The sequence below is a fragment of the Veillonella sp. S13054-11 genome, assembly GCF_002959795.1.
GTDB classification, from domain to species: Bacteria; Bacillota; Negativicutes; order Veillonellales; family Veillonellaceae; genus Veillonella; species Veillonella parvula_E.
This window is the reverse complement of sequence record NZ_PPCY01000001.1, coordinates 235,010-261,097: the sequence shown is the minus strand read 5'-3', so window position 1 is coordinate 261,097 and position 26,088 is coordinate 235,010. Positions and strand designations below refer to the sequence as shown.

The following is a 26,088-nucleotide window of genomic DNA, read 5'->3' as shown; positions in this document are numbered from 1 at the left end:
ATATGAACTATATTGTATTTGATTTAGAATGGAATCAACCCTATAGTAATGACATTAGCTTTATGAAGCGCACAAAAATGCCGTTGACAGGGGAAATCATTCAAATCGGAGCGGTAAAACTGAATGAAAAGATGGACATTATAGATCATTTTACGATGTTCATCAAACCTCAATATCTGCCACGTATGCATAAACATGTACGCGAATTGACGGGTATAACCACTCATGAGCTCAATCATGGTGTGCCATTCAAGACGGCTATGCAATACTTTCAAAAATGGTGCGGTGATGAATATATGCTGCTTTCTTGGGGGGCAGACGATATTCTCATCCTACGAGAGAACCTTATGCTCCATAAGATGAAAGCATTATCTTATGACCAATGGGTCGATGCGCAAATGATTTATTCTTATCAACGTTATGGAACAAGTCAGCAGTATTCTGTGGCTCATGCTATGGAGGATCTCAATATATCGACGGAGCACTTATCTGCTCACAATGCTTTGCATGATGCTGTCTTTACGGCTCACATTTGTCAGGCTTTAGATATCGCACAAGGAATTTTGCATTATGATCTAATTCGCAAGGAAAGTAGTAATCCTTTCCTATATCCTCCAATTCTCACATTTTTTATGTATGAAAATTTTTCTGAGAAAAAACGTATTGTTCATGATAGAAGAGTACGTATGTCCTTCTGTCCGTACTGTCAAACCCGTTTAGAAATGACAAGACCTGAACGATTACAAGGGGATAAGCACTTAGCCATTGGAGTATGTCCTAAACATGGCGATTTTGCGGTGCAACTTAAAGTTGGAAAGTATACGATTAAGTCAGGCAGTGGTAAATTTTATGTTACTAAGGTATTAACCCATTGTACAGACGAAATTCGTTCTCTATATACTCAGAAGTCTGAAATCAATCGCGAAAAAGAGCGAAAATATTTAGAGTATCATAAGGCGGAACAAGAAAAAGTCCGCCAAAAATAGTTATGTAAATTCAAGTTCATTTTCTGAACTGTACTATATATTAGGATATGAACTTTTAGAAAGGATAGATTATGGAACGTAAATATGCATGGCATAATTATGATGATGCCACTGTGGAAAAAGTATATGCTTTAAGTGATACATATCGTCAATTTTTAGATAATGGTAAAACAGAACGTGAATGCGTTGTACAAGCTGTAGAATTTGCAGAAGCAAAGGGCTACGTAAATCTAAATGACATTATTAAAAGCAATACGTCAATCAAAGCTGGTGATAAGATTTATTACACACATATGGATAAATCTATTGCTTTATTTAATATTGGTACTGATGATATTGAATTGGGTATGAATATTTTAGGTGCTCATATTGATTCTCCACGCATCGATGTAAAGCAAAATCCACAATATGAGGATAGTAATTTAGTATTTTGGGATACTCATTACTATGGAGGTATTAAAAAATATCATTGGGTAGCTATGCCTCTTGCTATTCATGGCGTTGTGGTAAAAACAGATGGTACACATATCAACATTAATATTGGTGATAAGGAAAACGATCCTGTATTCTGCATTACTGACTTGTTACCTCATTTGGGTCAAGAACAAATGCAAAAGAATGCAGCTAAGGTAATTGAAGGGGAAGCTCTTGATTTACTAATCGGTAGTCGTCCAGTTAAAGACGAAGAAAAAGAAGGGGTTACTAAATTTATTAATAACCTGCTTGAAAAAGAGTATGGGTTTATAGAACGCGACTTACTGTCTGCAGAATTAGAAATTGTACCAGCTGGTAAAGCACGTGATATGGGCTTTGATCGTTCCATGATAATGGCGTATGGCCAAGATGACCGCGTGTGCGCTTACACATCCTTGGTAGCAATGCTTGAGGTGGATAATGTAAAGCGTACTACTTGTTGCTTACTTGTAGATAAAGAGGAAATTGGTTCTGTAGGTGCTACAGGCATGCAATCACGTTTCTTTGAAAATGCAGTGGCTGAAATTTTAACACTTATGGGTAAACCTAATTCTGTAAGTGTACGTCGTACGTTAGAGAAATCTCGTATGTTGTCCTCCGATGTAAGTGCAGGCTACGATCCGCTTTATACATCGGCGTATGAAAAGAAAAATGCTTCTTACCTTGGTATGGGTGTAGTATTTAATAAATTTACAGGCTCTCGTGGTAAAGCTGGTTCTAATGATGCTAATGCTGAGTATATGGGCTTTATTCGTCGTGTCATGGAATCTAACAATGTAACATACCAAACAGCAGAGCTCGGTAAGGTTGATTTAGGTGGTGGTGGCACCATCGCGTACATCATGGCTCTTTATGGTATGAATGTCATCGACTGTGGTGTAGCCGTACTTAGCATGCATGCTCCTTGGGAGGTTACATCTAAGGCTGATATTTACGAGGCTAAACAATGTTATGTGGCGTTCTTAAATGCAGCTGATGAATCAATCTAAGATAATGGGGCTTTCACCAATGGTGAAAGTCCATTCTATGTGAGGTGTATATGAAGCAAACAGAATTAGGCGCAGCTATAGAGTCTGCGAAAGGAGAGGCTACAGAGGTCAAGACTGTAAAGGTAGATATCTTTGACATCCCTGAAACGAAGGTTGAAGAATATATTGCTAATCGTGAAGAGGTAGCAAAAGCAGCAGCGCAGGTTATGAGACCATACTGTGTTACTGTAAAACGTGAAACCTTAGATCCTGAAGAAGGGGAAGCAGTGGTTGGTTACTATGTAACGGGTGAAATTCTAATGTGCGTCATCTTGGACCCATTTGAAGTGCCTGTTATGAAGGTAGCTCTCGATAAAGGGACTCTTAAGGACTATATTTTAGCAGCTAATGATTTAACAGAAGACATGTTAGCGTCTCTTGAAAAGTAAAAGGATTTCGTATCTTAATGTGTTCTATAAATGGACAAATGTAAAATACTTTAACCTGCTACATTGATGTAGTAGATAAATTTGTTTATAATAAAAGTATTATAATCTTTGCAGATAGGAAGGAAATCCCCATGAACTTGAAAAAAGGTATTGCTTTGGCGCTCACAGCGACAGCATTGTTGGCGTTTACAGGCTGTGGCTCAAATGGAACTACATCGAATGGTGAATACAAAGTTGGTGTTGTACAACTGGTAGAACATCCTGCATTAGATGCGGCAAATAAAGGTTTTGTTGATGCGCTAAAAGAAAAAGGTCTAGCAGAAAAGATTACTTTTGATCAACAAAATGCACAAGCAGATCAATCTAATTTGAATAGTATTGCACAACGTTTCGTATCCGATCGGAAAAACTTGATTTTAGCAATTGCTACGCCAGCGGCTCAATCCATGGCGAATGCAACTCATGATATTCCAATCTTAGGTACAGCTATTACTGATTACGAGGCAGCTAAACTTGTTAAATCTAATCAAAAGCCTGGTGGTAATGTGTCTGGTACATCCGACATGAATCCAGTAGAGCAACAAGTAGATTTGATTTTACAAGTAATGCCGAATGCGAAAACAATTGGCACTATTTATAGCTCTAGCGAGGTAAACTCTCAAATTCAAGTGGAGAAGATGAAAGCTTATGCAGCTACAAAAGGCATTAAAGTTGAAGAAGTTACAGTTTCCAATGTAAACGATATTCAACAAGCGGCACAAAATCTAGTATCTCAACGTGTGGATGCAGTTTATGTGCCAACAGATAATGTGGTAGCTTCAGCGATGAGCAATCTTGTAGCTATTACCGATCCAGCAAAAATTCCTGTGTTTGGCGGTGAAGATAACCACGTAAAAGGTGGGGCAGTTATGTCCTTGTCTGTAGATTACTACAAACTCGGGTACCAAACCGGCTTAATGGCAGCTAAAATTTTAACTGGTGAAGCTAAAGTTGAAGATATGCCTATCGAAATGCAGAAAGAATTTAAATTAGTTGTGGGAAAAGATAAATTAGAAAAATTGGGCATCACCTTACCAGAGGATTTGATGAACAAGGCGACTATGATTTAATACATAACTGGTAAGGAGTTATACATGAACTGGAAAAAAAGTATTGCAGTGGCACTTAGTGCCATTGCTGTTATGGCAATGGTAGGCGGTTGTGGTTCCAATACTGCAACTAATGACCAAAAGAAAATTGGTGTTATTCAATTAGTAGAACATCCATCTCTTGATGCTGCTAATAAAGGTTTCGTAGATGGTTTAGCAGCTAAAGGATATAAGGATGGTCAAAACATTAAAATTGACCAACAAAATGCACAGGCCGATCAATCTAATCTAAATAGTATTGCACAACGTTTCGTGTCTGATAAAAAAGATTTAGTATTAGCTATTGCAACGCCTGCGGCTCAGACGATGGCAAATGCTTCTCATGACATGCCAATCATGGGTACAGCTATTACAGACTACGTGACAGCTAAACTCGTTCAATCTAACGAACACCCTGGTGGTAATGTATCTGGTACATCCGATATGACACCTGTTGAAAAAGAGGTTGATCTTATCATAGCATTAGTACCGAATGTAAAGCGCATTGGTGCCATTTATACATCCTCTGAAATCAACTCCCAATTGCAAGTTGAAAAAATGAAAACCTATGCTGCTACAAAAGGTATTACTGTTGTAGAAGCAACTGTTTCCAATGTAAATGATATTCAACAAGCGGCTACCAATCTTGTAAATCAAGATGTACAAGCTATTTATACGCCAACAGATAATGTATTGGCATCCGCTATGGCTAACTTAGCACAAATTACAGATGCTGCTAAAATTCCAGTATTTGCTGCCGATGAAGGTATGACAATGACTGGTGGTGTAGCAACGTATTCTGTTGATTATTATCAATTGGGTTATCAAACAGGTTTAATGGCTGCTAAAGTTCTTGCAGGAGAAGCAAAAATTGCAGACTTAGCTATTGAGACACAAAAAGAGATTAAGTTAACTGTTAACGAAGAACGTGCTAAAAAATTAGGCATTACGATTCCTGAAGCTCTTCGTAAAGATATGAAACAATAGAGGAGAATTTGATGTTAGATTTAGTGGTAGGCACCATAACCACAGGCCTTTTATGGTCTTTGTTAGCGGTCGGCGTATTCATAACCTTCCGTGTATTAGATGTGGCTGACTTAACTGTGGAAGGTACGTTCCCAATGGGGGCGGCCATTTCTGCTATTTTAATTACAAGTGGTATGAATCCAATCCTTTCCATTTTACTTGCCGGTGTGGGTGGTATGATAGCAGGTGCTGTAACAGGCTGGATTCATACAAAATTGAAAATTCCTGCATTATTGGCCGGTATTTTGACAATGATTGCATTGTACTCTGTAAACCTTCACATCATGGGCAAAGCTAATGTATCTTTGCTTCGAATGGATACAATTTATACGATTCTTGGTGGATTTTTCAACACGCCGAATATGTGGTCTGCTGCCATCGTAGGTATTATCGTTGCTGTAGTTGTATGTTTGCTCTTATTTTGGTTCTTCGGTACCGAAATTGGTACAGCCTTACGTGCTACAGGTGTTAACCCTCAAATGATTCGCGCTCAAGGCGTAAATACTGATAATATGATTGTTCTTGGCCTTTTGATTTCCAATGGCTTTGTTGGTATGTCTGGAGCTCTTATCGGTCAATTCCAAGGCTTTGCTGATGTAGGCATGGGTATTGGTACCATCGTTATTGGTTTGGCTTCTGTAATCATTGGTGAAGTAGTATTTGGTACGAAATCCTTCGTACGTAGTCTCATCGCTGTAGTACTTGGTTCTATAGTATATCGTATCGTTATTGCTGCCGTTCTCTACATGGGTATGCCACCAAATGATTTGAAATTATTCACTGCAATTCTTGTTGCCATCGCGCTTTCCCTACCTACATTGAAAGCAAAATGGTTGGCTCGTTAAGGAGGACACTATGTTAGAAGTAAAAAATATGGTAAAAACCTTCTTTAAGGGCACAATTAATGAAAAGACTGCATTACAAGGCATCAACCTTCGTCTAGAAGAGGGTGATTTTTGTACTGTAATTGGTGGTAATGGTGCTGGTAAAAGTACTTTGCTAAACTCCATCGCCGGTGTATTTCCAGTAGATGAAGGATCCATTACAATTAATGAGATTGATGTGACAAAAATGCCAGAATACAAACGTGCTAAATACATTGGTCGTGTATTCCAAGATCCTATGGTTGGTACTGCTGGTAATATGCAAATTGAAGAAAACTTGATTCTTGCTATGCGCCGTGGTAAAAGCTTAGGTCTTAAATGGGCTTTCAAAGATAGCGAACAAGCATTCTTTAAGGAACGCCTTGCATTATTAGGTTTAGGCCTTGAAGAACGTTTATCTGCTCGTATGGGCCTACTATCTGGTGGTCAACGCCAATCTATTACATTGTTAATGGCTACCATGCTTCGTCCAGAACTCTTATTGTTGGATGAGCATACGGCGGCACTTGACCCTAAAACTGCAGAAAATGTATTGCAACTAACAGATAAACTCGTTGCAGAACATAATCTAACAACTCTTATGATTACCCATAATATGCGTGATGCATTGCGATTTGGTAATCGCCTCATCATGATGGACGCTGGTCGAATCATCTATGATGTAAAAGGGGAAGAAAAGAAACAATTAACTGTTGCGGACTTACTTCAAAAGTTCGAGGTAGCTGGTGAAAATGCACTGAGCGACCGCATGGTGCTAGGTGCTAAATAATAGAAGAAAGTTCTAATCTATCTTTTGTTCAATTACTGTATTTTTGCTTTACAAGATAGGGCAGATACTGTATACTAAATTAGGTCGTAAGACATATCGTAAGCGAAGTATTCGATTCTCCAACGGTTACTTAAGCTTATCGGGATTATAATTTTTTAGGAGGTAACATTAATGTTAACTACAGAAGCTAAATTAGCAGTAATTAAAGAATACGCTACTCATGAAGGTGACACTGGTTCTCCAGAAGTACAAGTTGCGATTTTAACAAGTCGCATTCAATACTTAACTGAGCACTTGAAAGAGCACAAAAAAGACCATCATTCCCGTCGTGGTTTGTTGAAATTGGTTGGTCAACGCCGTAACATGCTTGACTACCTTCGTCGTAAAGATATCGAACGTTATCGTTCTCTTATTGAACGCCTTGGTCTTCGTAAATAATAAAATTAGCCGTCCTAAAGGACGGCTTTTTTATTTTGAATTGGCTATTTAGCTTTAATTGATATATAATTAGAAGGTATACATATAAGAAGATTTTTAGGAGGAATAGGAATGGAACAATTCCAAATGGACCTAGTTGGTCGTACGCTTACGATTGAAACTGGGGAACTTGCAAAACAAGCTGGCGGTGCCGTAATGGTTGGTTATGGCGATACTCGTGTACTCGTTACTGCTACAGGCTCTAAAGAGGCGAAGGATATTGACTTCTTCCCACTTACAGTAGACTATGAAGAAAAAATGTATGCGGTTGGTCGTTTACCAGGGGGCTTCATTAAACGTGAAGCACGCCCACCTGAGTCTGCGATTTTGAATAGCCGTTTGATTGACCGTCCTATTCGTCCATTATTTAATAAAGGTGTACGTAACGAAGTACACGTAGTAGCAACAGTTATGTCTGTGGACCAAGATTGTGATCCAGCCATTTGTGGTATGATTGGTGCTTCTGCGGCATTGTCTATTTCTGATGTTCCTTGGAATGGTCCTATTGCAGGCGTTCGTATGGGACGTATCAATGGTGAATTTGTTGTAAATCCAACGAAAGCACAATTAGAAGAAACAGATCTTAATATCGTTGTGGCTGGTACTAAAGATGCTATCCTCATGGTTGAAGGTGGCGCTGAAGAAGTACCGGAAGATATCATTCTTGAAGTTATCATGGCAGCTCACGAAGAAATCAAAAAAATCGTAGCATTCCAAGAAAATATGACTGCAAAAGTAGGTAAGGAAAAACGCGTATTTGAATGTAAAGATGTTCCTGTTGAAATCAGTGATGCAGTTCGTGCCTATGGTCATGATAAACTTGATGCTGCAGTTCGTTGTGCAGATAAACAACAACGTGATGCACAAGAAAATGAAGTACGTGCAGATGTATTAGCTCACTTTGAAGAGATCTACCCAGATAACTTGGCTGATGTAAATAAAGCATTTGATGCAATGACAAAAGAAATCGTGCGTCATATGATTACTGTTGAAAAAATCCGTCCAGATGGCCGTCAACTTGATGAAGTTCGTCCAATCTCTTGCCGTACAGGTGTATTACCACGTACACATGGCTCTGGCTTGTTTACACGTGGTCAAACTCAAGTGTTGAATGTCACAACAGTAGCGCCTTTATCCGAAAAACAAACCATCGATGGCCTTGGTGTTGAAACTGAAAAACGTTATATCCATCATTATAATTTCCCATCTTTCTCCGTAGGGGAAACTCGTTCTTCCCGTGGCCCTGGGCGTCGTGAAATTGGTCATGGTGCGTTGGCTGAACGCGCGTTGGTACCTGTGATTCCAAGTGAAGAGGATTTCCCATATGCTTTGCGTTTAGTATCTGAAGTATTGGAATCTAATGGTTCTAGCTCCATGGCTTCCGTATGTGGTTCTACATTATCTTTGATGGATGCTGGTGTACCTATTAAAGCGCCTGTAGCTGGTATCGCTATGGGTCTTGTAACTCAAGGGGAACACTATACAATTTTAACAGATATTCAAGGCATGGAAGATGCTCTCGGAGATATGGACTTTAAAGTTGCTGGTACAGCTAAAGGCGTAACAGCAATTCAAATGGATATCAAGATTTCTGGATTATCCCGTGAAATCCTTCAAGAAGCATTAGAACAAGCTCACAAAGGTCGTATGCATATCATGGGCATCATGCTTGATACAATTGCTGAACCACGTCAACAAATGTCCCAATACGCTCCACGTATTATTACAATGAAAATTGATCCTGATAAGATTCGTGACGTAATCGGTTCTGGCGGTAAAGTAATCCGCAGTATCATCGAAGAAACAGGCGCTAAAATTGACATCGAAGATGATGGTACAGTATTTATCGCTTCTGTAGAACAAGAAGGGGCTGCGAAAGCTCAAGAAATTATTACAAACCTTACTAAAGAGGTTGAAGTAGGTGAAGTATATCTTGGTAAAGTAACTCGTCTAATGGCTTTTGGCGCATTTGTAGAAGTATTACCAGGTAAGGAAGGTCTTGTACATATTTCCAAACTTGCGAAAGAACGCATTGAAAATGTAGAAGACGTAGTAAATGTAGGGGATGAAATCATGGTAAAAGTTATCGAAATCGATAAACAAGGCCGTGTAAACTTGTCCCGTAAAGATTGTTTAAAATAAGAGGTGTTACATGGATATTCGTGGCTTTGAAGTAGTTTCTGCTTTTGAAGAACAAGATATCAACTTACCAACACGTAAAACAACTGAAAGCGCAGGTTATGATATTGAATGTGCTGAAGCTGTTACTTTAGAACCTGGTCAAGTGGTTTTGGTGCCAACGGGTATTAAAGCTTTTATGGCATACGATGAATATCTTGCCATTCACATTCGTTCTAGTATGGCTATTAAACGTCATCTGGCACTTGTGAATAGCACAGGTATTATCGATAGTGATTACTACAATAATGAGGACAATGAAGGTCATATTATGATTGCCCTTCTAAACTTTGGCAAAGAAATAGTTACCCTTGATAAAGGGGAACGCGTTGCTCAAGGTATATTCTCTAAATACCTTATTACAAACGATGATGATGCTACAGGTGTAAGAACTGGTGGCATTGGAAGCACCGGGACTATGTAAATAATATATGGTTTTGTATAAAATAGTAAAAACCGCTCAACTTTGTTGGGCGGTTTTTGTGTGTCAAATAATCACTTTAGCTGTAATTCTTTTACATAATACTATATAATAATTATTATAGTTAGTAGAAAATTCGGGAGGCTTTATGAAACAGGAGTCTAAACAAAATAAGAACGTAGGTACATCAGTTACGGGGAATGACATTGAGACTACACAAAATACCATGCACGTATTGGATGAGAATAAGGTTCTTAAAAAGAGTTATGAAGATGTAGTATATATTTCTCAACCTTTTGGGGCGACCTCATTGAACACATTAGCAGCGCGAGCTTTGTTATTTGGATTAAATCCTGTATCTTTAAAAAAGGCTCGTGTCCTTGAGCTCGGATGTTCGTTTGGTGGAAATATTATTTCCCAAGCTTTATATTATCCTGAAGCATCTTTTACGGGCATCGATTTATCGTCTTCCCAGATTAAGATGGGAAATGAACTGATTGCGTCGATGGGACTTACCAATATACATTTGATTGAGAAGGATATTCTGGATATTGATGAATCGTTCGGTATTTTTGACTATATTATTGTACATGGTATTTGGTCCTGGGTTCCAGATGTGGTAAAAGATAAAATTCTATCTATCTGTAATAAGAATTTATCCGACAATGGTGTAGCTTATGTATCGTATAATACGTATCCTGGATGGAAACGATTAGAGCAGTATCGAGAAATCATGCAATATGCAGAGCAAAAAGAGTTAGAGCTACCGTTGATGGAGCGGACTTTATATACGAAGAATATATTGAAGCTCGTAGCGGATACAATGGGATTAGATAATCGGATAAGTCAAAAAGCGAGTTATAAAATTGATAACATCCAAAATGTGTTGAGCTCTAACGATTATTATGTGGCTCATGAATATTTAGAGCCTTTTAATGATCCTGTATATGTACATGAATTTATAAAACGTGCCAATGACCAAGGTTGTGCCTATATAGGGGATGTATTTCTTTCACGATCTTTCATAAGTTGGTTACCGGAGGATATTCACGATAATATAGTTCAATTGGCAAATGATGATTATATTGCAAAAGAGCAATATTATGATTACATTTATGATACGCAGTTTAGAATGTCCCTGTTAACGAAAAATAAACATAGTAAAAAGATTGTTCGTAATGAACGAGTTAGTATAGATGTATTATCAAAATTATATTATTGCAGCGTTGTCAATACTGGTATTCCTTCTAATATGACGGATAGTATCCATATTGCTATTAAAGAGGTTATGGATCGAGGGGATATATTTACTGTTCAGGATATAGTTGATCATATACATAGAAAGTTGCCTGGTTATACTATCGAAATGGACAGAGTTTATTCTCGTTTACTATATTTGATTATTGTAGATAATCTCGATATGTATGCCGAACCATATGAAAGAGTTGCTTTCGAAGATAATAAGGTGTATATACCTCAACGTTTTATAGATTTTATTTCTACTATAGTAGAAAAAGAAGGCAGCTCCTATATTGGTATAGGCGACATGTACAATAAAGTACAACAAGATATAGATAATGGATTTCTCTTTGTAATAAAGCAAATGGTGGAGCCTACAACAAAAGAAAAGATTCTTGCTATTATGGATGACAATATTACAGTTCAGCGTCATACGCGGGATAATATTGATTTTATTGTTCCTAATAAAGTGTACTTAGAGGAAATTTTACAACGTATAAGGATGCTCGGGTTTTTACATAAAATAAAAGATTAGAGGTATATATGGCAATTAGTAAGGAAATTCAGAAATCCAGTGAAATGAAATTTAACGGTAAGTTGATTCAAGTTACCTATGATATAGCCGATGTGAACGGAAAGGATGCATGGCGTGAGGTTGTGCATCATCCGGGTGCTACAGCGATTGTGGCAGTAACAGAGGATAATAAGATTGTTATGGAACGTCAATTTAGATATGCTTTGCAACAGACGCTACTGGAGGTACCAGCAGGAAAATTAGATCCAAATGAAGAACCGATTGTTTGTGCTAAACGGGAGCTTGCTGAGGAAACCGGCTATCGTGCAGCTCAATGGATTTCGTTAGGTACAATTGCTACGAGTCCTGGTTTCTGCAATGAAGTATTACATTTATATCTTGCGAAGGACCTTACCATGGGGGAAACCAATTGGGATCCTGATGAATATGTGGAGCTAGAATACTACACATTGACAGAACTATTGGAAGCTATCAAGAATGAGGCTATTAAGGATAGCAAATCTTTGGCGGCCCTCATGCTTGCTATGCCATATCTTAAGTAATTTTTAGAAATATTATCTCTCAATATAATATGTATTTTATTAATTCATATTGATGATTTTAACTGTAATATGTTATAAAGTATTTTTACATTATATGAGTAACTAATCTCATATAGATTTAGGAGTACATATGTATAATCGAATTATTCTACTAGTAATGGATAGTGTCGGTGTAGGGCATGCAGCCGATGCGATTAAATTTGGCGATGAAGGTTCGAATACATTAGGACATATCGAAGCGGTAGCAGGACCTATTCGCTGTCCAAATTTAAAATCTCTAGGTTTAGCTAATATTGCTGATATATCAGCGTTTGATGAGCCTGTTATTGGCGCTTATGGTCGTATGGCTGAAACGAGTACTGGCAAAGATACGACAAGTGGTCATTGGGAGATGATGGGGCATCCTGTAACGGTGCCATTTCCGACATTTTATGATGGATTTCCGAAGGAACTGATGGATGCTTTCATAAAAGAAACGGGTTATGGATTTCTTGGTAATGAGGTAGCCTCTGGAACGGAAATTATTGAACGCCTCGGAGAAGAACATATAAGAACTGGTAAGCCAATCGTATATACATCGGCGGATTCGGTTTTTCAAATTGCAGCGCATGAGGATATCATTCCCTTAGAAGATTTGTATCGCATGTGTCAAATTACACGCGATAAAGTATGTGTCGGTGATTATTATGTGGGGCGTATTATAGCTCGACCTTTTGTTGGTACACCAGGTCATTTTGTACGCACCTCAAATCGTCATGATTACAGTCGTATGCCTGAAAAGAAAATGGTGCAACAAGAGTTACAAGACGCAAACATTCCAACAGTGGCAGTGGGCAAAATCGGCGATATTTATGCTCATGTTGGCTGGGATGCATCATATCCGACAAAGTCTAACGCGCATGGTATGAACGTAGTTCCTTATCTGTTGGGCCAAAGCTTTACACGGGGGTTCATGATGGTCAACCTTGTTGAATTTGATAGTCTGTACGGTCATCGGCGCAATGTAGAAGGGTATAAGCGTGCTATTGAAGACTTTGATTACCAATTAGGCGGTTTGTTGGACTTGCTTAAAGATGATGATTTACTTCTCATCACTGCAGATCATGGGAATGATCCGACTTGGAAAGGTACAGACCATACGAGAGAAATGGTGCCTTTGCTAGCTTATAGTCCAAATATGAGTCATTCCGTAGCTTTGGGTGATAGACATAGTTTTGCGGATATAGGCGAAACAGTATTACAAAACTTTGGATTGAAACAATGGGGGATTGGTTCTTCATTTCTTAATTCTTTGAAAGTGTAGCTTTGTATAGAAACTATTTCTTATATATAATTGAATATAATCTTATAATACTGTTATCAAAAAATTGTATGGATAATTTGTTATAATTAAATTCATTTATTTTGTTCTTTTTCATACCTACTAAATCATATACCAATGGAATGTGTACTTTGGGCCATTTTTCCTTAAAAAAATACAGAAAAAATAGCTATTAGTTGATTATATATAATCAACTAATAGCTGTTTTTAGTAGTAAGGGACTATTTGGTTATAGTCCCTTTTGCTTTTATCCTTAAAACAGGATGAGTTTATTTAACTATAACAAGCCTTGACTTTCCATCATATCTTTAATATCAAGTATGGTAGATTTACATACTACATCATAATCTAATGAACCAAGGAAGTTTGCAAATTTAGTGTCATCTTCATTTTTACAGTTTTCATATGGAATTTTACCAAATTTTTGATACGGTTCTAGAATGCGATTTCGTCTGTGTTTCCACATATTATAATAAGGCCCTTTGAATTTAGTCATAAAACCATTGCTATCGACTAATACAAAGCCTTCAGATTCATGGCATGAATTTAGTTCCTCATTTATAATGTCTTGGAGCTCATCCATGGTAGAAATTTGTTGAACTGTTTTAACAATGGAAATCAAGTCAGTGTCATATTTTTGTAAAATTGTATATAGTTCAGCTAATTTTTCTCTAGAGAATGGGACATCTATATGCTTACCATTTACGTCTAGAGTATTTTGAATCATATCAAGCACATAGAGATGGTCTTGGTCGTATTTAATGATATGAGTATCCTCTTGACTGATGACTTCAAATATCATGGAGCAGTTATTACGTGCTAATAAATCTTTGATTTTTGCTTGTAGATTTTCAGGTAATCTATGGAATAGTTTTTTAAATAAATCCACATGTATACCCTCTGTTGTAGATTTAGAGGCAAATACTAATTCTTCGTTGATAACGCCAAGAATAGCAAGGTAACCATTTTCTTTAGTTCTAATTTCAACTGGGAAAGAAAGAGTATTAGCTAGATTATCTAACTCTGTTTCTGGGCGCTCACCAAGATTAAAGAATTTATTATAACTACGTAATTTCACATCTCCTGTAATTCGATCCACAAATAATCCACGAGCGTGTACTGTACTTTCATTCCATAATCGCTTATGGAATACACGAGAGGTAAAGTTCAAGGAATATAGGTTAGGGAAACACTGTTTTACTTTTACTAATTTTGAATTGCCAATAATATTAATATCTTCATTTTGTGTGAAGATGATGTGTTGTGTCATATTTTGGAATTCATGGCGCATATAATCTTTATCATATACATCGTTTTTTATTCCATTTTTTGTGAAAGTATTTGCAGTGATATCGATGTATTTTAGTTCTCCACCAAATTCTACTTCTCCTTCCAAACAGAAGGAGTACTTTCCATCTGGAACACCACGATGACCGTGAATTTGAATGAAGTCCTGACACATGCCTTGTTCGTAATTAGTATCGTAAATATTAGCGATATTTGTTTCGTAAGCTCCAAAACCATTAATAAATGTTGAGGTGGCTATGAAGGTCATATTAGGCACATAGGAGAGGCCACCATGGGAAACTAAATATTTTTTGCCATGGAAGCTGAATGGATAACATTGACGAAGTGATTTATAAAAGAGTCGTAGTTCTCGTTGGAGTGATTCTACTTCTTTTTTCGTCATATCTTTTACGATAGGTGCTACCACATCTTTCATAAAGCGTTTGGAACGATCTAAATTTGTATGGAATGCAAAGTTTGCAATATGTCGCTCGTGATTACCTTCTAACATAATTGTATTAGGTAATGTGCTGAGACGCATCATTTCGTACATCATTTCTTTGTTTTCAATACCGCGTTCTAAATAGTCACCGCAGAAGATGTATAATGTCTTTTCATCCCATGGTGTAATAGCTTGTTGTAATGCGGTGTAGCAACCGTGAATATCACCGATAATACGTACTCGATTATATTTATTTGTTAGATTAGCCGTGAAGTAATTGTTAATTTCATCAATAGAGTTAATTCTTTTGCAAAAGTTTGGTAATGTGCTTGTTTTAATCGTTTTGTACATATAATGAATAACTTGCTCTGGCACACGTTTGTAATCGGTGCGTGCCGCATTACGGGCCAAGCAATCCTCTAAGGATGTATTAGGTTCATAGTAATATACAGTATATTTATATTTGTTAAGCAATTCTTTGTAAGCATTAATAGCTTTAGAGGTAGTGTGAGTAGCATCTAAGACAACAAAGTCGCCATTGCTCATTCGTTTTTCTAAACAATCTAGTAGGAGCTTCCATGTTGGACCATTATCCTCTTGTGAAATATACCAGCCGTTCTCACCAAGGGAAGGGCTACGTAAAAGCATACGGAAATGATCGGCTTCAAGGGTGTAAGCCTCAAGATTGTTGTCACGAATCCACTGAGACTTACCACTAGCAGGAGCACCACGCATTAATAATAGTGTTCTCATAGTAATAGTCCTCTAATCTGCCCATAGGGCGTAATAAAATATAACTGTATAACAAACGAAAAATTTTTTTATGACTAAATAGAAAAAAGGCATAAAAAAACAGTCTCAACGGATAACCGAGAGACTGTCTTGCTTGCTTTTAAAATTATAAAGCGTTTACTTTAGCTGCAAGGTTAGATTTTTTGCGAGCTGCAGTGTTTTTATGAAGTACACCTTTGGAGGCTGCTTTATCAATTACGCTAGTAGCATGAACAAGTGCTTGTTTTGCTTCTTCTACTGCGCCTGCTTGAACAGCTTCAACGGTTTTACGAGCTGCTGTACGAATTTGAGATTTTACAGCGGCATTTTTCGCACGACGTTCAGCATCCGTTTTTACGCTTCTAATACTGGATTTAATGTTTGGCAATTGAGTCACCTCCTTAAAAATCGTTTCTTATACCTGAATGATTATATCATACCAAATATTGATACGCAAGGACTTTTCAGCCCAATATTTTCCTTAATGACATGATTTGTAAAACATTTTCTACTGTTTATTAACAAAAGTATATATGTGGTTTTTAAAATCAAATTACTTACTCATTTTCTAGTGTAACAATATATTAATTTTTATTTATGAAAGTTAAAAGGGTCCTTATGTTATAATGAAGAATAGAATTAAGTGAGGTGTCTTATGAAAAAATTAATGATTATAGATGGCAGCAGTTTGTTATTTCGTGCATTTTTTGCATTACCACCGTTGAAATCCGCTCTGGGAACGCCAACGAATGCAGTATATGGTTTCTTAACAATGCTCATTAAATTGTATGAAGAGATTAATCCTGACTATATTGCCGTAGCTTTTGATAAAGGGCGTCAAACATTCCGAACAGAAATGTATAGCGAGTATAAAGGAAATCGTCCAGATGCACCTGAGGATTTACGTCCGCAGTTTAGTTTAATTCAAGATGTATTAAAAGCATTAGGCATTTGTGTCATCGAAGAAGAAGGTTTTGAAGGGGATGATATTCTCGGATCTTTAAGCAAGAAGTTTGGAGCCCCTGATATGGCTGTTCAAATTATTACAGGAGACCGCGATAATTTACAGCTTGTAACAGAACATAGCCATGTGTTCTTAACTAAAAAAGGTATTTCTGATATGTTAGAGGTTACTCTAGATAATATGGAAGAACTTTATGGCTATGGTCCTGATAAGGTTATCGAAATGAAGGCTCTTATGGGTGACTCTTCCGATAATATTCCAGGTGTACCAGGCGTAGGTGAGAAAACAGCGCTTAAATTAATTACCGAATACGGCAATCTTGAATCTGTATATGATCATATTGAAGATATTTCTGGTAAGAAATTAAAAGAGCGCCTTGTAGAGAATAAAGAGTTAGCCTTCTTGTCTCGTGAGTTGGCTACAATAAAAACAGACATGGAGTTATCTTATAAAGTAGAAGATTTTGTACAAAACTTTCATGCCTCTGAAGTACAACCGTTATTTGAAACTTTAGGTTTTACTAAATTAACACCTCGCATTGCACAAGTAATGGGGTGTGAGGAAGTAGCTCTTGGTGATCCAGGTTCTTTATTTGCACCACAAGAAGAGATTTCTTTAAATGATTTAGCGGATGCTAAATCATTAACAGCCGACTTCTATAAAGATAAAACGGTAGCAGTGCATGTCATATTAGATGGTAAGACTCCATTTAGAACGGTAACGAATACTTATCTATCTAATGGTGATACTATTATAAAAACAGACGATACTAAAGCTGTTTTAGCTGTATTACAAGGTGCTAAAGCTATAGTTACAACTCAGACTAAGGAGATTATCGAAGCCTTTGGTGCAGATGTGCCAGCTGAGATTTCTTTATTTAATGCTGATAAAACTGCTCGTGTTCACGATATGTCGCTCATTGCGTATTTATTAGATCCTACACGTACTAATTATGGATATCTATATCTAACTGAGCGCTTTTCTGTACCTAGTATTGCTAGCGGTAGCGTAGATGTAGAATGCGTATCCATGGTGAAAGCATTACTCGCTATGAATGAAGTAGCTTGTGAATCTGCACGTCGTGAAGAGTTATGGTCTTTATATGAAACAATTGAGTTACCTTTGATTCATACCTTAGTTGTGATGGAGAAAAATGGTATCTATATCGATACAGAGAAGTTGGCGGAAACAACGGCTCGTTTTAAAGAGGAACTAGCTCAAGTACAAGAAGAGATTTATGAACTTGCTGGAGAAACTTTCAATATTAATTCACCTAAACAATTGGGTGTAATCTTGTTTGAAAAGTTGAACTTGCCAATCATCAAAAAAACTAAGACTGGCTATTCTACAGATGCGGAAGTATTGGATATGCTTCGTCATGAAAGTCCGATTGTTGAAAAAATCTTGGCATACCGTTCTGTTGCTAAATTGGTATCTACCTATTGCGAAGGTTTGGCAGTTCTTATCAATGATAAGACACATCGTATTCATACAACATTTAATCAAATGGTTACGGCTACAGGTCGTTTGAGCTCATCTGATCCGAACTTGCAAAATATTCCGGTTCGCACCGAAAAAGGCCGTGAAATTCGCGCTTTATTCTATCCAGGTATTGGATATGATACATTGGTGAGTGCCGATTACTCTCAAATTGAGTTGCGCATCTTAGCTCATTTGTCTGGCGACGAAGCGTTGATTAAAGCCTTTGTGGAAGGTAAGGATATTCACCGATTTACGGCGGCAGAGGTGCTTGGTAAATCTCAAGATGACGTAACTAGCGAAGAACGTTCCCATGCGAAGGCCATTAACTTCGGTATTATCTACGGTATTTCTGACTTTGGTTTATCTCGTGACCTTGGTATTACACGGGGTGAGGCTAAAAACTATATTGATCTTTATTTTAGCCGTTATCCTAAGGTTAAAGAGTATATGGATCGAATGGTTCAAGAGGCTCATGAAACTGGCAAAGTTCGCACTATGTTTGGTCGTCAACGCGAGTTACCTGATATTAATAGTCGTAACTTTAACCGTCGTTCCTTTGCTGAGCGGACCGCAATGAATACGCCAATTCAAGGTACCGCCGCAGACATCATTAAGTTAGCTATGAACCAAGTAGAGCAAAAGTTAGAAGAACAAAACTTTACGTCTCGACTCTTATTACAAGTGCATGACGAACTAGTACTTGAAGTGGTGAACTCTGAATTAGAAGCTATAGAAGAGTTACTACGTAGTACAATGCAGTCTGTTGTAGAGTTACAAGTGCCTCTTATTGTAGACGTACACCATGCAGAAAACTGGGCATTAGTAAAGTAATATGTATTTATAATTAATAGAAGGTATATATGTTTAAAATTGGCTTAACTGGTGGCATCGCATCGGGCAAAAGTACAGTTCTTACATATTTTAAGGATAAAGGTATACCATATATCGATGCTGATATTGTGGCTCGTGAAGTTGTTGAACCTGGTACAAAGGGTTTAGAAGCAGTTGTAGATGCATTTGGAACCGATGTATTGCACGATGATGGGACATTAAACCGAGAAGCATTAGGAGCTATTGTCTTTCACAATGCAAAAAAGCGCCAACAATTGAATGGTTGTTTAAAGGAGCATATTCAAAATCGAATTATGGAACTTACAGCTCATTATGAGGAGCTACATACACCAGTTTTACTCTATGATATCCCCTTACTTATCGAGGGAGAATGGTATACCATGATGGACGAGGTGTGGCTCGTATATGTGAATGAGTCGACTCAAATTGAGCGCTTAATGAGCCGCAATGGATTGACTGAGGAGGAGGCATTGGCTCGTATTAATAGTCAAATGCGTCTTGAGGATAAACGGTCTTACGCGGATGTAATCATTGATAATAATGGTACACCTCTGGATTTAAAGGAACAATTAGATATCATTTGGAATGAGCGTATCGAATCAGTTTTATAAGAACTTCAATGATAGTCATTTTATGTGTCAAAATTGGTATATAAAAATTACTATTAAATGGTATAATAAGCCCATAAAACTTCGTATAATATTAACCTAGTATTTTGTTATATTTTATATCTTGGTGACTATGTATAGTTTCTATATAGAAAGGGGGATATATGAAACGTGCAACGGCAACGGCATTATCTTGTGTTGTACTAGGATGGTTTTATTTTACATATCTAGATGACCATTTGGCGCGTCAAATCGCGTATCCCTTTAACTATAAAGAGGAAGTTATAGCTGCAGCTGAGAAAGAGCAGGTACCTCCATCTTTGGTAGCTAGTGTTATCTTAGCAGAAAGCAAGTATAAAAACACAGCGGAGTCTGAAACGGGGGCTCTTGGATTGATGCAACTCATGCCAGATACGGCACGATGGGTGGCACAGCAAGTGGGGCATGGTAACTATACAGATCGTCAACTTAAAGAGCCTACTATAAATATTGAGCTAGGTACATGGTATTTAGGTCACTTGTTAAAGGAATTTAATGGTGATCAGGTGTTAGCATTAGCTGCTTACAATGCTGGTCGTGGTCATGTGGAATCGTGGCTTCGTGACAATAACTGGAATGGAATGGTCGATACGATTCCGTTTCCTGAGACCCGTAGCTATGTAAAGGCGGTCTTACAGTATCAAGAAAGATATGAGGCGTTATATGGAAACAATTATTGAAGCTTGTAAAGCCTTAGACTATTCTTGGTTACCTCAAACTGTTGACGGCTTTACGTTAGTTACATCTACTGAAAGTGACTATACAATATTAGCTAATCGTATTAGTGCTGGTGAAGACGTATTAAAGGTGCCTATTTTCCACTATCAAAATGAATTGGGGTGGCGTTGGTCTGCCTTATATGATAAAGAGGTAGAGGACTATACAGTACATATAGAAATGCCACTATTTTCCTTTGTGGACATTTCTTTTGTGCGAGCCGATTTAGAGTCTTTTTGGACAGGGCTACAAGAACGATGTGTAAAAGGGCTTACAAATATGTTTATTGAACCTTCTAATAATTTTACTTTTACATATCGCCGCCGAGGGATTCCTTCATGGGACTTTTCACAAGTTATGCCTGAGGAGTTAGAAGGCTTTGTACGTGATATTGATCCAGCCCATGCGATTCGCATGATTAATGGGTCTTTTATCATCGGCGAATACCGCAAGATGGATGAGTGTACAGGCTTACTATTGTATTATAATGAATTGCGTGATGAATACTTTGCGGAACTTCGCTATAAAAGCTATCCAGAAATCGACCATCATTTAGATGCAAAAAATCTAGATGATTTAGCAGTGCTATTGCGTGAGCATTTAGGTGCTATACTAAAAGGCTTGAATGAGCGCATTGATTAAAGTTTGGATAGATTTAACTATGCTATTTTTTGTCATTTTTTGTTTTTATAGAATGACTTATGTGGGATTGGTTTCTTTAATGCCCATTCAAAAGCGTAGAATTTGTATATACACAGCAAATGTGATATACTATATATGACTTTTATATAATCTTTTAAAAGAGTGGGCTTATGTCCACTCTTTCATTTATGATTAGCTCAATTTTAAAGTATTTAGAATCAAGAGATATATACAAGATGTAGTAAGTAAGGAGGCGATGGCTATGAAAAGAGAAGCAGTGGAGGAGTTTGTATCCTCTGTAGTTGAAGGTATTATAGCCGGCACCGATATGGAACTCGTCGATGTAGACTATGTACGTGAACGGGATTGGTATTTACGTGTCTACCTTGATAAACCAGGTGGTGTAGATTTGGATGACTGTCAGTTGGTGAGCGAAAAATTAAGTGCTGTCCTCGATGAAAAGGATCCAATTACGGAAAATTATTTATTGGAGGTATCTTCTCCTGGCCTTGATCGAGTTCTAAAGAAAGATAAGGATTTAGTTCGGTATAATGGCCGTGATGTAGATATTCAGTTGTTTAAGCCTGTTAATGGCAGTAAACAATTTACTGGTGCATTACAAGGTTTTACGGACACATCTATCGACTTTACTATTAATGGTGAAAGCATAACATTTGAACGTTCTGCTATTGCACAAATTCGATTACATCTCGATTTTTAATATATGGAGGCATACGAGTGAGTCAAGAATTAATTCAAGCGGTAATGGTGCTTACAAAACAAAAAGGTTTTGCTCCTGAGGTTATTTTTGAATCCTTAGAGGCTGCATTACTGCAAGCATATCGCAAAGAACCAACATCTAATCCAGATGCGTACGTTGTGATTGACCGCGAAACAGGTGTTTATAAAGTAATGGCAAAAAAACAAGTTGTGGAAACTGTTGAATTGCCTGAAACCGAAATTAGCTTGTTAGATGCTCGCAAAAAAGATAAGCGTTTTGAGATTGGTGATGTAGTAGAAGTCGATGTAACTCCTGCTAACTTTGGTCGTAGTGCTGCCCATACTGCAAAACAAATGCTTATTCAACGTTTAAAAGAGGCTGAGCGCAGTGTAGTATATGAGGAATACTACAGTCGTGAAGGTGATATCATCACTGGTGTTATTACACGTGTCGAAGGTAAAAATGTGTTTATCGACCTTGGTAAAACAGAAGCAATTTTACCTCCAACAGAGCAAATTGCTACTGAAACATACCGTGAAGGGGATCGTATTAAATGCTATATCGTAGAGGTTAAGAAAACTACGAAAGGCCCTCAAATTATGATTTCTCGTACACATCCAGGTCTATTAAAACGTCTATTTGAATTAGAGGTTCCAGAAATCTTTGAAGGCGTAGTAGAGCTTAAGTCTGTAGCTCGTGAGCCGGGGATGCGTTCTAAAATCGCTGTATATAGTCGAGATGAAAATGTTGACCCTGTAGGTGCTTGCGTAGGTCCTAAAGGACAACGTGTACAACATATTGTTGATGAATTACACGATGAAAAAATTGACATTGTTAAATGGGATGAAGATCCAGCAATTTATATTGCTAACTCCCTGAGTCCTGCGAAGGTTGTATCTGTAGATGTAAGCGAAGAAGAAAAAGCTTCTTATGTAGTAGTACCTGATTATCAATTATCTTTAGCTATTGGTAAGGCTGGTCAAAATGCTCGTTTAGCTGCTAAGTTGACTAACTGGAAAATTGATATTAAAAGCGAAACTCAAGCTGCTGAAGAACCTTTCACAGGTTTTGGCAATGCTGAGGATGGTGAATAGTCATGAAACCAAAATCCCAACCTATGCGTACTTGCGTAGGATGTGGTGAACCTAAGGCAAAACGAGAGTTGATTCGCGTAGCCTTGAGTCCAGACGGCAATATCACTATTGATCGCAGCGGTAAAGCACCAGGACGTGGAGCTTATTTATGTGAGTCTATGTCATGTTTTGAGCAGGCTTATAAGGCAAAACGATTAGAACGATCATTAAAACATAGTGTATCTAAAGAGATATACGAAGCATTACAACGTGATTTACAAGAGAATGAGTAATCACTGATATACATGAATGAAGATAAAATTTTGAATCTCTTAGGTCTAGCACAACGAGCAGGACAAGTTATTTCTGGTGACTTCATTGTAGAAAAAGCTATAAAAAGAAAGGAACCAAAGTTAGTACTTCTCGCTGGTGACTGTGCAGCCAACAATGAAAAAAAATATACTCAATTAGCAGAAACCCATCACATTCCACTTCATAGTATTGCCAATAAGGAGGCTTTAGGAACGGCCATTGGTAAGGAAGTTAGGGTAGTAGTTGCCGTACTAGATGATGGATTTGCAAAGGCATTACTTAAAGAGATTGATCGATAATAAGGGGGTATGTAGATGTCCAAAAAGCGCGTTCATGAAATCGCCAAAGAGTTCGGCGTAGAAAGTAAGCAGGTCATTTCTATCTTGCAACAAAATAATATCAATGTTACGAAAGCAGTTAATTCTGTAGATGATTCAGGTTACGAAATTGTAAAAAAACAATTAGGTAAAAAAGCTGAAGCTCCTAAAGTAGTACAAAAAACAGAAAAAAAGGTAGAACAAAAGTCTGCTCCTGCAGCTCATAAACAAGAAGTTGCATCACATAAACAACATCCAAATCGTTCTAACGAACAGAAAAAAGATAAACATAAACAATCTGGTCAAAAACAAGACGATCAATCTAAACAAAAGGACCATAAAAAAGGCAATGTACGTCATGTACAAATCTCTGAGCCTACACGCAAATCCGATGGTAACCAACATGGTGGAGACCGCGCTAACAATCGCCCTAATAATACCCGCAATAATGATAACCGTAATAACGTTCGCTCTAATGATGCGCGTAATAATGATAATCGCAACAATGATAATCGTAATAACGACAACCGCAATAACGATAACCGCAATTCTAATAATGATCGCCGTAACAAGAAAAATAAAAAAGGTGGCAATAACCGCCCTCAATCCTTGTTATCTACATCTATGCAAAAAAAGAAGAATCGCGTAAAACATCGTAACGAGCAGTACTTACAGCAAAAAGCAGAAGCTGAACGTAAGGCTGAAGCAGCAATTGCTACAGAAATCGAATTAAGTGGTCCTTTAACTGTTAAAGAATTAGCTGAAAAAATGGGGCGTGAAGTATCTGAAATCATCAAAAAATTGATGCTTTTAGGTGTTATGGCCAGTATTAACCAAGAAGTTGACGTAGACACAGCTACTATTGTAGCTGAAGAGTTCGGTGTAACTGTAACTGAAGTAGAACCAGAAGAAGATCCTACAGATGTTATCGAGATTGAAGATGCACCAGAAACGTTAAAACCACGTCCTCCTGTAGTAACTATTATGGGTCACGTTGACCATGGTAAAACATCTTTGTTGGACGTAATTCGTCAAACTAATGTAACAGCTGGCGAAGCGGGTGGTATCACTCAACATATCGGTGCGTACCAAGTTCGCTACAAGGATAATAAAATCACATTCCTTGACACACCAGGTCATGAAGCATTTACTGCTATGCGTTTACGTGGTGCAAAATCTACAGATATCGCAGTTCTCGTAGTAGCTGCTGACGATGGAGTAATGCCACAAACTATTGAGGCTATTAATCATGCGAAGTCTGCAGATGTACCTATTATTGTAGCTATCAACAAAATGGATAAACCAGGTGCTAACCCAGACCATGTTAAACAACAATTGTCTGAACATGGTCTTTTACCAGAAGAATGGGGCGGCGATGTCATCATGGTTCCTGTATCTGCTAAACAAAAACAAGGTATTGAAGACTTACTTGAAAATATTTTGCTTGTAGCAGAAGTTATGGAATTGAAAGCGAACCCTAACCGTAAGGCATATGGCGTAGTTATCGAGGCTCAACTTGATAAAGGTCGTGGTGCTGTATGTACTGTCTTGGTACAAAAAGGTTCTCTTCGTGTAGGTGATACAGTACTTGCTGGTACTGCATACGGTAAAGTACGTGCCATGACAAATGAGCGCGGTGAAAAAGTAAAAGTTGCTCGTCCGTCTATGCCGGTAGAAATTTTGGGCTTCTCCGAAGTTCCACAAGCCGGTGAAATTATAAATGGTATGGATGACAACGAAGCACGTGCAATTGCTGAAAAACGTATTGCTAAGCAACGGGTTCAAGAATTGCAAGCTACACATAAAGTTACATTAGATGATATTTTCAACCAAATTCAACAAGGCGAGTTGAAGGATCTTAATATTATCATCAAAGCCGATGTTCAAGGTTCTGTAGAAGCATTGCGTCAATCGTTAGAAGGCATCAAAAATCCTGAGGTTCGTATTGTTATTGTTCATGCTGCAGTAGGTGCTATTAATGAATCGGATATCATGTTGGCATCTGCATCTAATGCGATTGTAATGGGCTTTAATGTACGCCCTGATGCTAATGTTCGACGTGCAGCGGAACAAGAAAAGGTTGACTTGCGTACATATCGTGTAATTTATGATGCTATCAATGACGTTGAATCTGCTATGCGCGGTATGTTGGCGCCTCAATTTAAAGAGGTTGTCGTAGGTCGTGCAGAAGTGCGTCAGGTTATTTCCACACCAAAGGCTATTGTAGCTGGCTCTTATGTAACAGAAGGTCGTATTACTAACGACTCTGAAGTTCGTTTAATTCGTGACGGCATCGTTGTATTTGAAGGTAAGGTTGATTCTTTACGTCGATTTAAAGATGAAGTTAAGGAAGTTAAAACATCCTTTGAATGTGGTATCTCCTTAGAAGGATACCGCGACATCAAGGAAGGCGACGTTATTGAAGCTTACTTGATGGAAGAAATTGCACCTCAATTATAGGAGGT

The 26,088-nt window shown here is 37.7% G+C and carries 24 protein-coding genes; 22 read left to right on the top strand and 2 right to left on the bottom strand.

Annotated elements, in window-relative coordinates; all coding sequences use genetic code 11:
• Positions 1 to 2: 2 nt before the first annotated feature.
• The 13 genes from VPHSUH08_RS01265 to VPHSUH08_RS01205 all read left to right on the top strand — a co-directional run bounded on the left by VPHSUH08_RS01265 (position 3) and on the right by VPHSUH08_RS01205 (position 13,378).
• Positions 3 to 986 (top strand): 3'-5' exonuclease, encoded by a 984-nt coding sequence (locus tag VPHSUH08_RS01265; RefSeq protein WP_105086544.1) that lies wholly within the window; start codon positions 3 to 5, stop codon positions 984 to 986.
• A gap of 71 nt (positions 987 to 1,057) precedes the next feature.
• Complete coding sequence (locus VPHSUH08_RS01260; RefSeq protein ID WP_105086543.1) at positions 1,058 to 2,449, top strand: aminopeptidase; 1,392 nt, start codon at positions 1,058 to 1,060, stop codon at positions 2,447 to 2,449.
• 50 nt (positions 2,450 to 2,499) lie between these two features.
• Positions 2,500 to 2,877, top strand: a complete 378-nt coding sequence (locus VPHSUH08_RS01255) for a hypothetical protein (RefSeq protein WP_004692986.1) — start codon at positions 2,500 to 2,502, stop codon at positions 2,875 to 2,877.
• A gap of 131 nt (positions 2,878 to 3,008) precedes the next feature.
• Positions 3,009 to 3,986: an ABC transporter substrate-binding protein gene (locus tag VPHSUH08_RS01250; protein WP_004692987.1), complete on the top strand. Its 978-nt coding sequence runs from the start codon at positions 3,009 to 3,011 to the stop codon at positions 3,984 to 3,986.
• Positions 3,987 to 4,010: 24 nt separating this feature from the next.
• A complete protein-coding gene (locus tag VPHSUH08_RS01245) occupies positions 4,011 to 4,991 on the top strand; it encodes an ABC transporter substrate-binding protein (RefSeq protein WP_105086542.1) in 981 nt (326 codons plus the stop codon).
• A gap of 11 nt (positions 4,992 to 5,002) precedes the next feature.
• Positions 5,003 to 5,875 (top strand): ABC transporter permease, encoded by an 873-nt coding sequence (locus tag VPHSUH08_RS01240; RefSeq protein ID WP_105086541.1) that lies wholly within the window; start codon positions 5,003 to 5,005, stop codon positions 5,873 to 5,875.
• A gap of 10 nt (positions 5,876 to 5,885) precedes the next feature.
• Positions 5,886 to 6,683, top strand: coding sequence for an ABC transporter ATP-binding protein (locus VPHSUH08_RS01235; protein WP_105086540.1), 798 nt, complete (start codon positions 5,886 to 5,888; stop codon positions 6,681 to 6,683).
• Positions 6,684 to 6,854: 171 nt separating this feature from the next.
• Positions 6,855 to 7,121, top strand: coding sequence for a 30S ribosomal protein S15 (gene rpsO / locus VPHSUH08_RS01230; protein WP_004692991.1), 267 nt, complete (start codon positions 6,855 to 6,857; stop codon positions 7,119 to 7,121).
• Positions 7,122 to 7,232: 111 nt separating this feature from the next.
• A complete protein-coding gene (locus VPHSUH08_RS01225) occupies positions 7,233 to 9,302 on the top strand; it encodes a polyribonucleotide nucleotidyltransferase (RefSeq protein WP_105086539.1) in 2,070 nt (689 codons plus the stop codon).
• 10 nt (positions 9,303 to 9,312) lie between these two features.
• A complete protein-coding gene (gene dut, locus VPHSUH08_RS01220) occupies positions 9,313 to 9,762 on the top strand; it encodes a dUTP diphosphatase (protein ID WP_012864244.1) in 450 nt (149 codons plus the stop codon).
• A gap of 145 nt (positions 9,763 to 9,907) precedes the next feature.
• Entirely contained in the window at positions 9,908 to 11,533 is a 1,626-nt protein-coding gene (locus tag VPHSUH08_RS01215; RefSeq protein ID WP_105086538.1) for a class I SAM-dependent methyltransferase, read from the top strand.
• An 8-nt stretch (positions 11,534 to 11,541) separates the two neighbouring features.
• Positions 11,542 to 12,075, top strand: a complete 534-nt coding sequence (locus VPHSUH08_RS01210; RefSeq protein WP_004692995.1) for an NUDIX hydrolase — start codon at positions 11,542 to 11,544, stop codon at positions 12,073 to 12,075.
• A gap of 130 nt (positions 12,076 to 12,205) precedes the next feature.
• Positions 12,206 to 13,378: a phosphopentomutase gene (locus VPHSUH08_RS01205; RefSeq protein WP_105086537.1), complete on the top strand. Its 1,173-nt coding sequence runs from the start codon at positions 12,206 to 12,208 to the stop codon at positions 13,376 to 13,378.
• 295 nt (positions 13,379 to 13,673) lie between these two features.
• Here the strand turns inward: VPHSUH08_RS01205 and VPHSUH08_RS01200 are convergent, their stop codons facing one another.
• Together VPHSUH08_RS01200 and rpsT are read right to left on the bottom strand one after the other, a co-directional pair.
• On the bottom strand, positions 13,674 to 15,878 hold the full coding sequence (locus VPHSUH08_RS01200) for an RNA ligase (RefSeq protein WP_008713789.1): 2,205 nt from the start codon (positions 15,876 to 15,878) through the stop codon (positions 13,674 to 13,676).
• A gap of 145 nt (positions 15,879 to 16,023) precedes the next feature.
• Positions 16,024 to 16,284, bottom strand: coding sequence for a 30S ribosomal protein S20 (gene rpsT / locus VPHSUH08_RS01195; protein ID WP_004692998.1), 261 nt, complete (start codon positions 16,282 to 16,284; stop codon positions 16,024 to 16,026).
• Positions 16,285 to 16,551: 267 nt separating this feature from the next.
• On the opposite strand from rpsT, the gene polA reads away from it, so the two are divergent.
• The 9 genes from polA to infB all read left to right on the top strand — a co-directional run bounded on the left by polA (position 16,552) and on the right by infB (position 26,083).
• A complete protein-coding gene (polA, locus tag VPHSUH08_RS01190) occupies positions 16,552 to 19,173 on the top strand; it encodes a DNA polymerase I (protein WP_105086536.1) in 2,622 nt (873 codons plus the stop codon).
• 29 nt (positions 19,174 to 19,202) lie between these two features.
• On the top strand, positions 19,203 to 19,805 hold the full coding sequence (coaE, locus tag VPHSUH08_RS01185; protein WP_105086535.1) for a dephospho-CoA kinase: 603 nt from the start codon (positions 19,203 to 19,205) through the stop codon (positions 19,803 to 19,805).
• A 161-nt stretch (positions 19,806 to 19,966) separates the two neighbouring features.
• Complete coding sequence (locus VPHSUH08_RS01180) at positions 19,967 to 20,521, top strand: lytic transglycosylase domain-containing protein (protein ID WP_105086534.1); 555 nt, start codon at positions 19,967 to 19,969, stop codon at positions 20,519 to 20,521.
• The gene (locus VPHSUH08_RS01175; RefSeq protein WP_105086533.1) at positions 20,505 to 21,200 is read left to right on the top strand and encodes a hypothetical protein; all 696 of its coding nucleotides are present in this window, start codon (positions 20,505 to 20,507) and stop codon (positions 21,198 to 21,200) included. Before VPHSUH08_RS01180 ends, VPHSUH08_RS01175 begins: the two co-directional genes overlap by 17 nt.
• Before the next feature lie 262 nt (positions 21,201 to 21,462).
• Complete coding sequence (gene rimP / locus VPHSUH08_RS01170; protein WP_004693003.1) at positions 21,463 to 21,921, top strand: ribosome maturation factor RimP; 459 nt, start codon at positions 21,463 to 21,465, stop codon at positions 21,919 to 21,921.
• Positions 21,922 to 21,938: 17 nt separating this feature from the next.
• Positions 21,939 to 23,015, top strand: coding sequence for a transcription termination factor NusA (nusA, locus tag VPHSUH08_RS01165; protein ID WP_105086532.1), 1,077 nt, complete (start codon positions 21,939 to 21,941; stop codon positions 23,013 to 23,015).
• Between the two features lie 2 nt (positions 23,016 to 23,017).
• Positions 23,018 to 23,287 (top strand): RNase P modulator RnpM, encoded by a 270-nt coding sequence (gene rnpM, locus VPHSUH08_RS01160; protein ID WP_004693005.1) that lies wholly within the window; start codon positions 23,018 to 23,020, stop codon positions 23,285 to 23,287.
• A 12-nt stretch (positions 23,288 to 23,299) separates the two neighbouring features.
• Positions 23,300 to 23,605: a ribosomal L7Ae/L30e/S12e/Gadd45 family protein gene (locus VPHSUH08_RS01155; protein WP_105086531.1), complete on the top strand. Its 306-nt coding sequence runs from the start codon at positions 23,300 to 23,302 to the stop codon at positions 23,603 to 23,605.
• Positions 23,606 to 23,620: 15 nt separating this feature from the next.
• Entirely contained in the window at positions 23,621 to 26,083 is a 2,463-nt protein-coding gene (gene infB, locus VPHSUH08_RS01150) for a translation initiation factor IF-2 (protein WP_105086530.1), read from the top strand.
• Positions 26,084 to 26,088 lie beyond the last annotated feature (5 nt).

What these genes read in the sequence shown, in the direction of transcription:
- VPHSUH08_RS01225 (WP_105086539.1), top strand. Translation starts at nt 7,233, where the DNA reads ATGGAACAATTCCAAATGGACCTAGTTGGTCGTACGCTTACGATTGAA.
- VPHSUH08_RS01240 (WP_105086541.1), top strand. Translation starts at nt 5,003, where the DNA reads ATGTTAGATTTAGTGGTAGGCACCATAACCACAGGCCTTTTATGGTCT.
- VPHSUH08_RS01215 (WP_105086538.1), top strand. Translation starts at nt 9,908, where the DNA reads ATGAAACAGGAGTCTAAACAAAATAAGAACGTAGGTACATCAGTTACG.
- rimP (WP_004693003.1), top strand. Translation starts at nt 21,463, where the DNA reads ATGAAAAGAGAAGCAGTGGAGGAGTTTGTATCCTCTGTAGTTGAAGGT.
- VPHSUH08_RS01250 (WP_004692987.1), top strand. Translation starts at nt 3,009, where the DNA reads ATGAACTTGAAAAAAGGTATTGCTTTGGCGCTCACAGCGACAGCATTG.
- VPHSUH08_RS01155 (WP_105086531.1), top strand. Translation starts at nt 23,300, where the DNA reads ATGAATGAAGATAAAATTTTGAATCTCTTAGGTCTAGCACAACGAGCA.
- VPHSUH08_RS01245 (WP_105086542.1), top strand. Translation starts at nt 4,011, where the DNA reads ATGAACTGGAAAAAAAGTATTGCAGTGGCACTTAGTGCCATTGCTGTT.
- VPHSUH08_RS01255 (WP_004692986.1), top strand. Translation starts at nt 2,500, where the DNA reads ATGAAGCAAACAGAATTAGGCGCAGCTATAGAGTCTGCGAAAGGAGAG.
- VPHSUH08_RS01210 (WP_004692995.1), top strand. Translation starts at nt 11,542, where the DNA reads ATGGCAATTAGTAAGGAAATTCAGAAATCCAGTGAAATGAAATTTAAC.
- rnpM (WP_004693005.1), top strand. Translation starts at nt 23,018, where the DNA reads ATGAAACCAAAATCCCAACCTATGCGTACTTGCGTAGGATGTGGTGAA.
- VPHSUH08_RS01180 (WP_105086534.1), top strand. Translation starts at nt 19,967, where the DNA reads ATGAAACGTGCAACGGCAACGGCATTATCTTGTGTTGTACTAGGATGG.
- VPHSUH08_RS01200 (WP_008713789.1), bottom strand. Translation starts at nt 15,878, where the DNA reads ATGAGAACACTATTATTAATGCGTGGTGCTCCTGCTAGTGGTAAGTCT.
- coaE (WP_105086535.1), top strand. Translation starts at nt 19,203, where the DNA reads ATGTTTAAAATTGGCTTAACTGGTGGCATCGCATCGGGCAAAAGTACA.
- polA (WP_105086536.1), top strand. Translation starts at nt 16,552, where the DNA reads ATGAAAAAATTAATGATTATAGATGGCAGCAGTTTGTTATTTCGTGCA.
- infB (WP_105086530.1), top strand. Translation starts at nt 23,621, where the DNA reads ATGTCCAAAAAGCGCGTTCATGAAATCGCCAAAGAGTTCGGCGTAGAA.
- VPHSUH08_RS01260 (WP_105086543.1), top strand. Translation starts at nt 1,058, where the DNA reads ATGGAACGTAAATATGCATGGCATAATTATGATGATGCCACTGTGGAA.
- VPHSUH08_RS01205 (WP_105086537.1), top strand. Translation starts at nt 12,206, where the DNA reads ATGTATAATCGAATTATTCTACTAGTAATGGATAGTGTCGGTGTAGGG.
- VPHSUH08_RS01175 (WP_105086533.1), top strand. Translation starts at nt 20,505, where the DNA reads ATGGAAACAATTATTGAAGCTTGTAAAGCCTTAGACTATTCTTGGTTA.
- VPHSUH08_RS01265 (WP_105086544.1), top strand. Translation starts at nt 3, where the DNA reads ATGAACTATATTGTATTTGATTTAGAATGGAATCAACCCTATAGTAAT.
- dut (WP_012864244.1), top strand. Translation starts at nt 9,313, where the DNA reads ATGGATATTCGTGGCTTTGAAGTAGTTTCTGCTTTTGAAGAACAAGAT.
- VPHSUH08_RS01235 (WP_105086540.1), top strand. Translation starts at nt 5,886, where the DNA reads ATGTTAGAAGTAAAAAATATGGTAAAAACCTTCTTTAAGGGCACAATT.
- rpsO (WP_004692991.1), top strand. Translation starts at nt 6,855, where the DNA reads ATGTTAACTACAGAAGCTAAATTAGCAGTAATTAAAGAATACGCTACT.